Below are 13818 nucleotides of genomic sequence, written 5' to 3'. Positions count from 1 at the left end.
CGATAGCCTCCCCGACCACCCGCCGAACTCGAAGTTATGGATACATTTCGGCCGAAAACCGTCCATAACTTCGAGCTCGGCGGGAATTACACCGCGGCCGCCGCGAAGCCGATTCTGTTGAATCGCTTCTCTCGGGCGATCATCCGCATCGACGGGTCCTGAGCGATCAGTTCGGCGAGCTCGCGGTGCAGTACCGCACCCACCCGGTCGCAGAACTGCTGCGATTCGTCTGCCGCGTCGGGCAATTCGGGAATGATGATGTCGACAACGCCGGCTCGGAAGAGATCGAGCGAGCGCACTCCCTGCTTCGTCGCCATCTCCGCGGCATGGGCGGTGTCGCGGTGCACGATGGCCGACGCACCCTCGGGCGGCAGCGGCGAGAGCCACGCATGCTGGGCGGCGAGAACGCGGTCCGCGGGCACCAGAGCGAGTGCGCCGCCGCCGGTTCCCTGCCCCAACAGCAATGACAGCGTGGGGGTTTCGAGGTCGACCATGTCCGCGATGCACCGTGCGATCTCGCCGGCCAGGCCACCTTCCTCCGCCTCCTTCGACAGTGCGGCACCCGCCGTGTCGATGACGGTGACGAGCGGAAGCTTCAGATCCTGTGCCAGACGCATCCCGCGTCGAGCCTCGCGAAGCGCTGCGGGACCGAGCGGCGTTTTCGTCGTCTGACCGCGTCGATCCTGCCCGAGCAGAACACAGGGCATGTCGCCGAACCGGACGAGGGCAAGAATCAGACCCGGATCCCACTCACCCTGACCGGTTCCGTTGAGCGGCAGCACATCTGCTGCGGTACTGAACAGCAGCTCACGGACCCCGGGGCGATCGGCTCTGCGCGAGGCCAGAATGGACGTCCACGCGGGTACGTCCTCGATCTTCCATTCGAGCGCCTCGACGGTGCGTGGGCGGTAGGACGGGATGTCGGTCATGATCCGCAAGGCGCGATCGACGATCTCGCCGAGTTGCTCGGGCGGACGAATGGCGTCGATGAGCCCGTGGGCCTGGAGGTTCTCCGACGTCTGCACACCCGTGGGGAACTTCGCGTCGTAGAGCGCCTCGTACACGCGAGGGCCGAGGAATCCGACGAGAGCACCGGGCTCGGCGACGGTGACGTGACCGAGCGATCCCCAGGACGCGAACACTCCGCCGGTGGTGGGGTGCCGCAGATAGACGATGTACGGCAGGTTCGCCGCCTTGTGCGCGGTGATCGCGGCGGTGATCTTGACCATCTGCAAGAACGCGACCGTGCCCTCCTGCATTCGGGTTCCGCCGGACGTCGGCAGCGCCAGCAGCGGCAGCCGCTCGTCGGTCGACCGGTGTACGGCGTTCACCAGGCGCTCGCCCGCCGCGACCCCGATCGAGCCGGCCAGGAACGCGAACTCGCCGAGCAGGATGGCCACCTTGCGGCCGCGGATGGTCGCGGAGCCGGTGAGCACGGACTCGTCCAGGCCTGTCTTCTCGCGTGCCGCGGCGAGTTCGCCTGCGTACTCGTCGTCGATGACGTAGTCGGCCGTCGGGGTGTCCCAGGAGTCGAAGCTGCCGGAATCGATCACCAGATCGAGGAGTTCGAGGGCGGTCATTCTGGTCATCGTGTCGCCTCTTTCAGCCAGTCGCGGACGAGTTCGTCGTCGGCACCGAGCACCGGCGGTGCCAGGTGATTGGTTTCGGTGACCTCGGTGCCGTCGGATTCGAAGAACCGCAGTGGCGGTCCCGGCAGTGTCACCGTGCCCAACGTCGCGTGTTCGACGTCCACCAGCAGGCCCTGGGATTTGGTCTGCTCCCACTCGTAGACTTCCTGGACGTTGCGCACTTTGCCTGCGGGAACACCGATCTCGTCGAGAAGGGACAACAGCGGCTCGGTCTCGTACGTGCGGAAGATCTTGGACACGAGTTCGATGACATCGTCGCGACTGTTCACCCGTTGCGGGTTGGTGGCCATGCCTTCGAGATCGGGGTCGATGCCGAAACCCTCGCAGAACCGATGCCACAGTCCCTCGCTGCCCACCGAGATCTGCACTGCGCCATCCGATGTCGGGAACAATCCGTACGGGCAGATCGACGGGTGGTGATTGCCCTGCGCCGCGCCGACCTCGCCTGCGACGGTCCACTTGGTGCCCTGGAAGGCGTGCACTCCGACGACGCTGGCGAGCAGCGAGGTACGGACGACCTTGCCGCGGCCGGTGCGGTCGCGTTCACGCAGTGCAGCGAGAACGCCGAAAGCTCCGTACATTCCGGCCAGCAGGTCCGCGATGGGAACGCCGACGCGCTGGACGTCCTCGGGACCCGAGCCGGTGAAGGACATCAGCCCGGCCTCACCCTGAGCGATCTGGTCGTAGCCGGAGCGGCCGCCCTCGGGGCCGTCGTGACCGAAGCCGCTGATCGACAGCACCACTGTGCGCGGGTTGATCTCGGCGATCCGCTCGGGCGAGAAGCCGAGTCGGTCGAGAACACCGGTACGGAAGTTCTCGAGCAGTACGTCTGCCCGTTCGATCATGTGCTCCAACGCTTCTCGGCCGTCGTCGGTCTTGAGGTCGAGCACGATGGACCGCTTGTTGCGATTGGCCGAGAGGAAGTACGTCGACTCGCGCTCGGCATCGCGCGGAGTGACGAAGGGGGGACCCCAGACGCGGGTGTCGTCGCCGCCCTTCGGGGTCTCGACCTTGATGATGTCTGCGCCGAGATCGCCGAGCATCATCGCCGCATGCGGGCCGGCCAGGGCGCGGGTCAGATCGACCACGACGGTGCCTTCGAGCGGTCCGGTTCTGCCTGTCGTGTTGAGGGGCATCGAATTGATCCTTACGTCGAAGCGAGGTGGGAGCCGGACCCGAAGTCCGATTGGATTACTGGGCCAGTGGACTAGCCAATTCAATTGGATCAGCGAACCACGGCGATGTCAAGTAACGATGTACGCGCCTTTGCCCAGCTCAGACGCGTGATGGCGGCACGTCGAACACACGTGCCGCCATCATCGAGCGTCTGTTCTGAGCTGCAGTACCGCTACATCCAGCCGGGTACGACCAGCAATGCCCAGGCGATCAGCGGGCCGATGACCACCACCAGTGCGCTGTACTTGAGGATCTGCTTGTAGAAGACGTCGCGGTCGATGTCCTGGGCATTGGCGAGCACCAGGGCTCCGTTGGTCGAGAACGGACTGACGTCGACGATGGTCGATGCGATGGACAGAGCCACGATGACTCCGATGGCTCCCACCTCACCGGCGAGCAGGAACGGAACCGCCAGCGGAATGGTGACGCCGAGGATCGCGGTGGACGACGCGAAGGCCGAGACGATGGCACCGATGTAGCAGAGCAGCAGCGCCACCAGAAGTGGGATGCCGATGCTGGCGACCGAATCGCCGACGTACTCGACGGTTCCGGCTTCCTGCAGCACCCCGACGAACGTGAGCACGCCACCGATGAGCAGCACCGTCGACCAACTGATCTGGTTGATCGCGCCCTTCTGGGCCTTGGGCGATGCGAGAGCGAGGATCACAGCCACCGTCATCGCGATGAATCCGACGTCGAGGTCGAGCACGAGGGCGAACAGAGCCAGCGAGGCAAGACCGACGAGCGTGAGAATCTGATCGAAGGTGATGGCCTTGACCGCGGTGGCCAGGGGTGGTGCGTTCTCGACCGTGACAGTCTGACCGGACGGACGAGGCGTCGATGCGCCGAAGCCGCGCATGACCGTTCGCGAACCCGAACCGCCGACTCCGCCGGTGTCACCGTCGGGACGCGTGCCGTCCTCGTCGTGCACGCTGCGTCCGATGAGGGAGCGGCCACCGAGGAACATGAACAGCAGCGCGCCGATCGCGGCGTTGAAGAACAGGCTGCCGAGGAAGAGTGTGAGCGGACTGTTGACGAGTCCCGCGTTGGCGGCGATGTTGTTGACCGTGACGCCGTAGATGCTGATGGGCGAGAATCCGCCTGCCTGCGCGCCGTGGATGACCATCATGCCCATGAGCAGGGCGTTGATCTTGTAGCGCGCGGCGAATCCGAGGGCGATCGGGGCGACGATGGCCACCGCGGCCGGTCCGAGCGCACCGATCGAGGTCAGGACACCGGTGATGCCGAACATCACCCATGGAATGAGTGCCACCCGGCCTCCGACGAGTCGAACGGCTCCGCGGACCAGCAGGTCGACCGTGCCGTTGTTCTGCGCGATGGCGAACAGGTAGGTGATGCCGACGAGCGTGAGGAAGAGACTGCTCGGGAAGCCGGCAATGATGTCGTCGGCACCCATGCCCACGGCAAGTGTTCCGACGAAGAACGCCGCCACGAACCCCAACGCGCCCATGTTCACGGGGAACACGGTTGCGGCGAGGAACATGACGACGAGCGCAAGGATGGGTATCAACTCGGTCGACATCGAAGGTCTCCGGTCCGTCTGTGGTGTCACCCGAGCGGTTGCCCAGGATCTCCAGTGGCTAATTGGACTGGCCACTGAGTCAATAGGGACTCAACCAGTGAAGTGGATCACTTGTCAACCCCCGATGTGTCCGCCGTTACGTGCATGGCGGCGACTAGGGTGGAGGTCCAGAGGAACAGAGAGCGAGTGACACAGTGGCTGAGCAAATTCGCCCCGTGACCCGACCACGGCTGTACGAGGTCATCGTCGAACAGCTGTGCAAGCACATCGCCGACCGCGAGATGAACCCTGGCGATCGACTTCCGCCCGAGCGCGAACTGGCCGGACACCTCGGGGTCAGTCGAGCATCCTTGAGCCAGGCCCTCGTCGCCCTCGAAGTACAGGGCATCCTGTCGGTCCGGCACGGCGACGGCGCAGTGCTCGTACGACGGCCCGTGGGAGACATGGCAATTCGTGCTCTACGCGAGCACGCAGACCGGCTACCCGAGGTGATCGAGGCCCGCGAGGCACTCGAGGTCAAGCTCGCCGAACTCGCTGCCACGCGTCGCAGCGACAGTGAAATGGCCGCGATCGACCACGCCCTGTCCGTCATGGCCACCGAGATCACCGACGGCGATCGAGGAGACTCCGGCGACGAGTTGTTCCATCACGCCATCACCGAGGCTGCACACTCACCGCTGCTCGCCAGGCTCATGGGGGAAATCGCCGGTCTCATTCGCGAGACCCGCATCGAATCGCTGTCGCAGTCGAACCGTCCACAGACCTCGCTCGAGCATCATCGACGCATCGCCGAGGCCGTGCGCAATCAGGATCCGGCCGAGGCAGGACGGGCCATGGCCGACCACATCCGACTCGTCTCGGATGTGGCACTGCTGCGTTCGGTCGACAGCTAGAACTCCGGCAGCAGTCCCCGGGGAGCACTACCTGGTTGACATCCGCGGCAACCCCGCGCCATCATTATTGGCACAGCGCCAATAACCCACAGGTGCGCTTCGAGCCAAGGACCCACCATGACTGCACTCGCAGACCGCACCCCCAGCGACCTCACCACCGAGCTCGCCGACGTGCGACAGCTCGCCCGAGGATTCTTCGAGAAGGAAGTCGCGCCCCACCGCGAGGAGTTCGCGGCTGCCGGACGCCCCAGCCGCGAGGTCTACCGCACCGCAGGCAGTCTCGGACTGCTGGGCATGTCGGTACCCGAGCAGTACGGCGGAGGCGGGGGCGACTTCCGCCACGAGGCGGTGCTGTTCTCCGAGCAGGTGCGCTCCGGCGACTCGTCCATGCAGCTGGGTGTGCACAGCGGCATCGTTCCGCACTACATCCTGGCCTACGCCTCCGAGGAGAAGAAGCAGCAGTGGCTGCCGAAGCTGTGCTCGGGAGAGTGGATCGGTGCCATCGCCATGACCGAACCGGGCACCGGCTCGGACCTGCAGGGCATCACCACCCGCGCAGTGCGTGACGGCGACGACTACGTGGTGACCGGCGGAAAGACGTTCATCTCCAACGGAGCTCACTGCGATCTGATCATCATCGCCGCCAAGACCGAACCGTCCGCGGGAGCCCGGGGACTGTCACTGCTCGTCGCCGAGGTCTCCGACGACACCGAGGGCTTCCACCGCGGACGCGTGCTGCACAAGATCGGCCAGAAGGGCCAGGACACAGCCGAACTCACGTTCGACGGGCTTCGTGTCCCCGCGGGCAACATCTTGGGTGAAGAAGGTCGTGGCTTCGCGCAATTGATGCAGCAACTCCCCCAGGAACGCCTGATCTGCGGCATCGCCGCCGCCGCGATGATCGATGCCGCCGTCGCACAGACGGTCGAATACACCAAGTCGCGCAGCGCGTTCGGCAAGACACTCTTCGATCTGCAGAACACCAAGTTCGAGCTCGCCGAATGCGCAACCATCGGCCGCGTCGTGCGCACCTTCGTCGACGACGCTATGGCACAGCACATCTCGGGCAGCCTCGACGTCACCACCGCAGCGATGGTCAAGTACTGGACCACCGACCGACAGTTCGAGGTGGTGGACCGCTGCCTGCAGCTCTTCGGCGGGTACGGCTACATGGAGGAATACCCCATCGCTCGCATGTTCGTCGACGGCCGCATCGCGCGCATCTACGCCGGTGCCAACGAAGTCATGAAAGACCTCATCTCTCGTTCCCTGTAGTACTCGGTAATCTTGTTGCCCCAGAAAGGCACCTCATGGAGGCATTCCTCTACGACGCCGTTCGCAGCCCACGTGGCCGCGGTAAGAGCTCCGGTTCGCTGTACACCGTCAAACCGGTCGATCTGGCCGCGAACACGTTGTCCACGTTGCTCTCTCGACACTCGCAGCTCGATCCGGCCCTGATCGACGACGTCGTGCTCGGTGTCGTCACCCCGGTCGGCGACCAGGGCTGCGATATCGCCCGGACGGTCGCGATGGTTGCCGGCCTGCCGGACAGTGTCGCCGGCGTTCAGCTCAACCGCTTCTGCGGATCGGGTCTGGAGGCCGTCAACACTGCGGCGCAACGTGTTCGGTCCGGTTGGGATCAGCTCATCGTCGCCGGTGGCGTCGAATCGATGTCTCGGGTCCCGCTCGGGGCGGACGGCGGCGCCTGGCCGTGCGACCCGCTGACCAACTACGGCAGCTACTTCGTTCCGCAGGGAGTCAGTGCAGACCTCATCGCGACGATCGAGGGGTTCGACCGCGACGAGGTCGACGCCTTCGCCGTGCGCAGCCAGCAGCGCGCGGCACACGCCTGGTCGATGGGCCACTTCGAGAAGTCGGTCATCCCGGTCTTCGACGCGAACGGCCGGCTGATGCTCGATCACGACGAGATCATGCGACCCGAGACCACCACAGCCGATCTCGCCACCCTGACACCGTCGTTCGCCCGGACGGGGGCGCTCGCCGGGTTCGATGCCGTCGCGATGCAGAAGTACACCGAGGTCGAGCGCATCGATCACGTCCACCACGCCGGGAACTCCTCCGGCATCGTCGACGGCACCGCGATGGTGCTGATCGGTTCCGAAGAAGCCGGGCGCGCAGGTGGATTGACCCCGCGCGGACGCGTCGTGGCCGGGGTCGTCGCCGGATCGGACCCGACGCTGATGCTCACCGGCCCGGTTCCGGCCACCCACAAGGTACTGGCTGCGGCGGGGCTCACTCTCGACGACATCGCGGTGTTCGAGGTCAACGAGGCATTCGCTTCGGTGGTACTCAATTACGCCAAGAAGCTGGACATCGACCACGAACGCGTCAACGTCAACGGTGGCGCGATCGCGATGGGCCACCCACTGGGCGCAACGGGCGCGATGCTCACCGGAATGGCCCTCGACGAGCTCGAGCGCCGGGGCGAGCGCTACGCACTGATCACGCTCTGCATCGGTGCCGGAATGGGCGTCGCCACCATCATCGAGCGCCTGTGACCATCACGCGAGAGAACAACGACCCGAGGACCTCGATGACCACAGCTGCTCTGCGGACCCCCACGATCACCGGTGAGATCGGCACCGACCGCGTACTCGTGCTGACGATGGACGACCCCACGCAGTCCACCAACACGATGAACGCCGCGTTCGGCGAGTCACTCGAGCAGACGATCGACTGGCTCGAGGCCAACCTCGATGCGTTCGACGGGATCATCGTCACCTCGGGCAAGGATTCGTTCTTCTCCGGTGGCGATCTGGAATTGCTGCGCGACGCCGGTCCGTCGGACCACGCGGCGATCGCCGACGCCCTCGATTTCACCAAGGACAAATTTCGTCGCCTCGAGAAGCTGGGCAAGCCCGTGGTGGCTGCGCTCGGCGGTACCGCACTCGGCGGCGGTTTCGAGATTGCGCTGGCGTGCCATCATCGAATTGCGCTGAACAACAGCAGGGTTCGATTCGGGCTTCCCGAGGTCACTCTCGGGCTGCTCCCCGGGGCCGGCGGCGTCACCCGGACGGTTCGGATGTTCGGCATCGTCAAGGCTCTGACACAGGTGGTGGGCCAGGGCCAGCGGTACCGGCCGGCGCAGGCCCTCGAGCTCGGATTGATCGACGAGGTCGTCGACACCGACGAGCAGATGATGGCACGTGCACGTGCCTGGATTCTCGCCAATCCCGACGCGTCACAGCCCTGGGACAGGAAAGGATTCACGATTCCCGGCGGCGCCGCGGCCTCACCCGCTTTGGCTGCCCAGCTGCCTGCCTTTGCGGCAACGGTACGCAAGCAGGTCAAGGGTGCACCCATGCCCGCTCCGATCGCGGTGGTTGCTGCGGCCGTGGAAGGGTCGGTGCTCGACTTCGAGTCGGCATCGCTGGTGGAAACCCGGCATTGCACCTCGCTCGCCTGCGGAGCGGTCTCGGGCAATCTGATCCAATCGATGTTCTTCGATCTCGGATCCATCGACAAAGGTGGCTCTCGTCCGAGCACCGAACCGCGCCGGGCACCCGAGAAGGTGCTGGTGATCGGTGCCGGAATGATGGGTGCCGCCATCGCCTACGTCGTCGCCTCGGCCGGGGTTCCCGTCGTGCTGCGCGATGTCTCGATCGAATCCGCCGAGCGCGGCAAGGATTACGCGCGTTCGATTCTCGGCACGGCCGTCGCGAAGGGACGCAAGACCCAGGCCGACGCCGATGCGGTTCTCGCGTTCATCACACCCAGTTCCGACGCGGCCGATGCCGAGGGTTGCGATCTGGTCGTCGAGGCCGTGTTCGAGGATCCCGCCGTCAAGCAGGGTGCGTTCGAGGCGGTCGACAAGTATCTGACCGCCGACGCACTGCTGTGCTCGAACACCTCGACACTGCCCATCACCGAACTGTCGACGGGAGTCTCGCGCACCGAGGACTTCATCGGCACGCACTTCTTCTCCCCGGTGGACAAGATGCCGTTGGTGGAAATCGTTGTGGGAGAACACACCAGTGACTCCGCGCTGGCCCGCGCGTTCGACTTCGTTCGGCTGATCGGTAAGACTCCGATCGTCGTCGGAGACAGTCACGGCTTCTTCACCACCCGCGTCATCGGCCGGTTCATGGACGAGGCGATCTCGTTGATCGCCGAGGGCGTGCACCCGGCCACCGTCGAGCAGGCCGCCCTCCAGGCCGGCTATCCGTCCGGTGCGCTGGCTCTGATGGACGAGATTTCGTTGACCCTGTCTCGGCACATCCGCGAGGGCATGGCGCAGGCCGCGCGCGCCGACGGTCGACCGTGGATCGTCTCGAAGTCCTATGCGCTGGTCGATCGCCTGGTCGACGAATTCGATCGCCCCGGACGCAAGGCGGGACGCGGCTTCTACGAGTACACCGAGGACGGCACCAAGGCAGGATTGTGGCCGGGCCTGGTGGATCACTATCACCGTCCCGATCACGGAATTCCGTTCGAGGACATGATGGATCGCATGCTGGTTGCGCAGTCGCTCGACTCGATCGCATGCCTGGACGAGGGTGTTCTGCGGACCGTCGCCGATGCGAACATCGGCTCCATCCTCGGCATCGGCTACCCCGCGTGGACCGGTGGCGTGCTGCAGTTCGTCAATCAGTTCGACGGCGGCATTCGGGGATTCGTCGAGCGGGCCGACCACCTGCGGGCACGGTACGGCGATCGGTTCGTCGTGCCGACATCACTGCGCTCCCGCACCGAGCGGTACCTCTGACGCCTCGCGACGTCGGTTCGGTGCAATCATGACAACCATGCCGGCTGCAAGTACACCCAAGTGGAATCGACTGGAACCGGACGAGCGACGGACGCAGATTCTGGCCGCGGCCGTTCGCCTGTTCGGCGACAAGCCTTATGCCGAGGTCTCGATGTCGGACGTCGCTGCCTCGGCCGGCGTCGCACGCGGGCTCATCCACCACTACATCGGAAGCAAACGCGACCTGTACCTCGAGTGCGTTCGCTTCCTGGTCACCGTGCCGCCGATCGAGGACGTGCACCTGCCGACAGGCTCGCTCGAGGACCGGGCCCGGGGCAGCGTCCACTGGCTGGTCGGCGTCATCGAGACGCACGGTACGGCCTGGGTGTCGGTGGCGAGCGGATCGGGTGTCGACGAGCAGGTTGCTCGGATTCTGGACGAGGCCGATGACCTGGCCGCCGAACGCGTCTTGGACGCAACGGCATTCGAGGGCAGGGGTGGTGACCGTCGAATCGCTACCTCGGCCGTGCGCGCGTTCGGCGGCATGGTCAAGGCCGCGGGCCGCGAATGGTTGGTGCGCGGCACACTGACGCGCGAGCAGGTCGAGATTCTGTTGACCGATGTGCTCGTCACCGTCCTCGGCACGGCGCGCTCCCTGGACGACGCCCGAGACCGTTAGCCGGACAATCCATTTCGGCGGTCCTTGCGAGTGGTAACCGCCCGTATCTCCTATTGACACTGTGCCAACAAGGTGGAACTGTGGCGGTACTCACCTCGGGCACCCTCGCCCCCCACTCGCACAAGGGACTCGCCATGTATCTCACTCAGGGCCTTCACCGCTCCGCGTCGACCACACCGAACCGGGCAGCAACGGTGTTCGGCGATCGCGTTCGTACCTTCGCCGAGCAACTCGACAGAGTGGCAAGACTGGCTGCGGGCCTGCACTCCATCGGCGTCGAGGCCGGCGATCGAGTTGCGATGCTGGCATTCAACAGCGACCGGTACTCGGAGTACCTGCTCGCGGTGCCGTGGGCCGACGCCGTGCTCAACCCCGTGAACATCCGGTGGTCGCCCGTGGAGGTCGCGTACGCACTCAACGATTCCGACACCAAGGTTCTGCTGGTCGACGACACCTTCGGTGCCATGGTCCCGGCACTGCGCCCCGCATGCGCCGGCCTGCAGACCATCGTCTACTGCGGGGACGGGGCCACCCCCGAGGGCATGGTCTCGTACGAGGACCTCATCTCGTCCCACGATCCCGTTCCCGACGCGCGACGCAGCGGCGACGCCCTTGCCGGCCTGTTCTACACCGGTGGCACCACCGGCTTCCCCAAGGGCGTCATGCTCTCGCACGCGAACCTCGTCACCTCGGGCCTGGGAACGGTGGCGACCGGACAGCTGCTCGACGACGCGTCGATCCTGCTCCATGCCGCGCCGATGTTCCACCTCGCCGATCTGGCCGCATGGGTGGGTCAGGTCATGCTCGGCGGCACCCACGTCATGGTTCCGTTCTTCGAGCCGACTGCCGTGCTCGGTGCCATCGCGACGCATTCGGTCACCGATGTGCTGCTGGTACCCACCATGATTCAGCTTCTCGTCGATCACCCCACGCTGAGCGAATTCGATACCTCCTCGCTCAGCCGCGTGTTGTACGGAGGATCCCCGATCTCCGCGGGCGTCCTCGAGCGGACCCTCGCCCGACTCCCGCAGGCCCGCCTCACTCAGGCATACGGCATGACCGAGCTCGCACCGGTCGCGTCGCTGCTCTGGCCGGAACACCATGTGGGAGAACGCATCGGCTCGGCCGGTCGCGCGGCCCCGCACTCGGAGATCCAGATTCTCGGCCCGGACGACGAGCAGTTGGCCACCGGGTCCGTCGGCGAGATCTGCGTTCGCGGTGGACACGTGATGCTGGGCTACTGGAACAAGCCGGACGAAACCGCCGCGGCCGTTCGCGACGGTTGGATGCACACCGGAGATGTCGGCTACCTCGACGCCGACGGATTCCTGTTCGTCGTCGATCGACTCAAGGACATGATCATCACCGGCGGCGAGAACGTCTACAGCGCCGAGGTCGAGAGCGCACTGAGCCTGCACCCCTCGGTGCTGGCGTGCGCCGTGATCGGTGTTCCCGACGGCGAGTGGGGCGAACGCGTTCACGCCTGTGTCGTGCTGGCCGAGGGGTTCTCGCCTGATGTCGAGGAGCTCCGCGATCACACCCGCACTCTCGTTGCCGGATACAAGACCCCGCGCACCATCGAGTTCGTCACGGCACTGCCCATGAGCGGCGCAGGCAAGATCCTCAAGCGCGAACTGCGGGACGCCCACGTTGCGAAGGATGCGCTCGGAGCTTCCCTGTGACCAGCCAGGTCCGTACGCGAGCCACCTTCGATTCGATCTCGCCCATCGACGACAGCCCGATCGCCTCGTTCACCATCGATTCGGCGGAGTCCGTCGCGCGAACGGTCGGCCTCGCGCGGAGGGCGCAGCGCACCTGGGCGGCACTACCGCCGCGAACTCGCGCCCGGCACCTGCGGGCCTGGCGACACGAGATCTGGAGTCACCGCGCCGAATTCATCGATCTGATCCATCGCGAGAACGGCAAACCGGCCGACGATGCGCTACTGGAGATCGTCCTGACCCTCGAACACATCGCGTGGGCGGAAAAGCAGGCACCGCGACTCATGCGATCACGCAGAGTGAACCCCGGCCTGCTGCTGGCGAACTACTCCGCACACGTGGACAAGGTCGCTCTCGGCGTCGTGGGCGTCATCGGCCCGTGGAACTACCCGCTCTATGCCCCCAACAGTGCGATCGGTTCGGCTCTGGCCGCAGGCAACTGCGTGGTGTTCAAGCCCAGCGAGTACACCCCCGCGGTGGCGGCCCGCTACGTCCGCGCCTTCCACGAGGCCAATCCTGCTCTCCCGCTCGGCATTCTGTCTCTGGTGACCGGATACGGCGACACCGGTGCCGCACTGTGCCGCTCGGGCGTGGACAAGATCGCGTTCACGGGCTCGACGAGAACCGGATCGAAGATCATGGCCACGTGCGCCGAGACGCTCACGCCGGTGGTTCTCGAATGCGGCGGTAAGGATCCGGTGATCGTTGCAGCCGACGCCGATATCGCAGCGGCTGCCGAGGCGGTGGCGTGGGGTGCATTCACCAACGGCGGCCAGACGTGCGTCGGAGTGGAGCGGGTCTACGTCGAGCGCAGTGTCGCAGCACAATTCACTGGGGCCCTCGTGCAGCACGCCCGTGCCATCGCGCCCGGTGGCGATGCGCCGGCCACCTACGGACCGATGACCATGCCAAGCCAGATCGACATCGTCCGGCGCCACCTCGCCGATGCCGAGGCGGCCGGTGGCCGAGCACTGATCGGCGGACTGCCGTCGATCGGCGAGCGATTCGTCGGACCCACCGTGTTGGTGGACACGCCCGAGAACTGCTCGGCCGTTCGCGAGGAAACGTTCGGCCCCACGGTCACCGTCCGTGAGGTCGACAGCATCGAGGAGGCGATCGAGCTGAGCAACGATCATCGGTACGCCCTCGGCGCATCGGTGTTCTCCCGCACGCACGGCAAAGAGATTGCGGCGCAGCTGGTGTGCGGTCAGGTCACCGTCAACTCGGTGATCGCGTTCGCCGGAATGGGATCGGTTCCGATGGGCGGCGTCGGTGCCAGCGGCTTCGGCCGGGTACACGGCGACGAAGGGTTCGCAGAATTCTGCCGCACGCACAGCCGCGTCACGAAGCTGTTCGATATCCCCGGATTCGAGCTGGTGACGCTGCGACGCCGACGGTGGGTCATGCCGCTGATCGACCGTGTGCTGGGGCTTCGTCACCGCCGCTGAGAGA

Annotated in this window: 10 protein-coding genes; 7 read left to right on the top strand and 3 right to left on the bottom strand. The window is 65.7% G+C overall.

Translation table 11 applies throughout. From position 1 onward, the window contains the following. Positions 1 to 86 precede the first annotated feature (86 nt). From AB0362_RS16475 to AB0362_RS16465, 3 genes are all read right to left on the bottom strand, one after another. Positions 87 to 1589, bottom strand: coding sequence for a carboxyl transferase domain-containing protein (locus AB0362_RS16475; protein WP_094669688.1), 1503 nt, complete (start codon positions 1587 to 1589; stop codon positions 87 to 89). After that, positions 1586 to 2785: a CoA transferase gene (locus AB0362_RS16470; RefSeq protein WP_366235903.1), complete on the bottom strand. Its 1200-nt coding sequence runs from the start codon at positions 2783 to 2785 to the stop codon at positions 1586 to 1588. Before AB0362_RS16470 ends, AB0362_RS16475 begins: the two co-directional genes overlap by 4 nt. A gap of 212 nt (positions 2786 to 2997) precedes the next feature. Further along, entirely contained in the window at positions 2998 to 4368 is a 1371-nt protein-coding gene (locus AB0362_RS16465; protein WP_068054349.1) for an SLC13 family permease, read from the bottom strand. Between the two features lie 194 nt (positions 4369 to 4562). On the opposite strand from AB0362_RS16465, the gene AB0362_RS16460 reads away from it, so the two are divergent. The 7 genes from AB0362_RS16460 (at position 4563) to AB0362_RS16430 (ending at position 13814) form a co-directional block, all read left to right on the top strand. Continuing rightward, a complete protein-coding gene (locus tag AB0362_RS16460; protein WP_269594725.1) occupies positions 4563 to 5261 on the top strand; it encodes a FadR/GntR family transcriptional regulator in 699 nt (232 codons plus the stop codon). Between the two features lie 117 nt (positions 5262 to 5378). Beyond that, positions 5379 to 6536, top strand: coding sequence for an acyl-CoA dehydrogenase family protein (locus tag AB0362_RS16455; RefSeq protein WP_366235902.1), 1158 nt, complete (start codon positions 5379 to 5381; stop codon positions 6534 to 6536). Between the two features lie 35 nt (positions 6537 to 6571). Next, positions 6572 to 7780: an acetyl-CoA C-acetyltransferase gene (locus tag AB0362_RS16450; RefSeq protein ID WP_366235901.1), complete on the top strand. Its 1209-nt coding sequence runs from the start codon at positions 6572 to 6574 to the stop codon at positions 7778 to 7780. A gap of 35 nt (positions 7781 to 7815) precedes the next feature. Next, positions 7816 to 9987 carry a 3-hydroxyacyl-CoA dehydrogenase NAD-binding domain-containing protein gene (locus tag AB0362_RS16445; RefSeq protein ID WP_366235900.1) on the top strand — a complete coding sequence of 724 codons (2172 nt, stop codon included), beginning with the start codon at positions 7816 to 7818 and terminating at the stop codon, positions 9985 to 9987. A 28-nt stretch (positions 9988 to 10015) separates the two neighbouring features. Next, positions 10016 to 10645, top strand: a complete 630-nt coding sequence (locus AB0362_RS16440; RefSeq protein WP_188078763.1) for a TetR/AcrR family transcriptional regulator — start codon at positions 10016 to 10018, stop codon at positions 10643 to 10645. Positions 10646 to 10779: 134 nt separating this feature from the next. Next, the gene (locus AB0362_RS16435) at positions 10780 to 12327 is read left to right on the top strand and encodes a long-chain-fatty-acid--CoA ligase (protein WP_149407321.1); all 1548 of its coding nucleotides are present in this window, start codon (positions 10780 to 10782) and stop codon (positions 12325 to 12327) included. Further along, entirely contained in the window at positions 12324 to 13814 is a 1491-nt protein-coding gene (locus AB0362_RS16430; protein ID WP_149407151.1) for an aldehyde dehydrogenase family protein, read from the top strand. The genes AB0362_RS16435 and AB0362_RS16430 overlap by 4 nt, the downstream gene beginning before the upstream one ends. Positions 13815 to 13818 lie beyond the last annotated feature (4 nt).

The organism is Rhodococcus sp. NPDC079359 (genome assembly GCF_040702585.1).
Taxonomy (GTDB): Bacteria; Actinomycetota; Actinomycetes; order Mycobacteriales; family Mycobacteriaceae; genus Rhodococcoides.
This window is presented reverse-complemented; position numbering and strand designations above follow the sequence as displayed.

Bases quoted from the DNA above. Each gene is read 5' to 3' on its own strand.
- AB0362_RS16475 (WP_094669688.1), bottom strand. From the start codon at position 1,589: ATGACCAGAATGACCGCCCTCGAACTCCTCGATCTGGTGATCGATTCC.
- AB0362_RS16470 (WP_366235903.1), bottom strand. From the start codon at position 2,785: ATGCCCCTCAACACGACAGGCAGAACCGGACCGCTCGAAGGCACCGTC.
- AB0362_RS16465 (WP_068054349.1), bottom strand. From the start codon at position 4,368: ATGTCGACCGAGTTGATACCCATCCTTGCGCTCGTCGTCATGTTCCTC.
- AB0362_RS16455 (WP_366235902.1), top strand. From the start codon at position 5,379: ATGACTGCACTCGCAGACCGCACCCCCAGCGACCTCACCACCGAGCTC.
- AB0362_RS16450 (WP_366235901.1), top strand. From the start codon at position 6,572: ATGGAGGCATTCCTCTACGACGCCGTTCGCAGCCCACGTGGCCGCGGT.
- AB0362_RS16445 (WP_366235900.1), top strand. From the start codon at position 7,816: ATGACCACAGCTGCTCTGCGGACCCCCACGATCACCGGTGAGATCGGC.
- AB0362_RS16440 (WP_188078763.1), top strand. From the start codon at position 10,016: ATGACAACCATGCCGGCTGCAAGTACACCCAAGTGGAATCGACTGGAA.
- AB0362_RS16435 (WP_149407321.1), top strand. From the start codon at position 10,780: ATGTATCTCACTCAGGGCCTTCACCGCTCCGCGTCGACCACACCGAAC.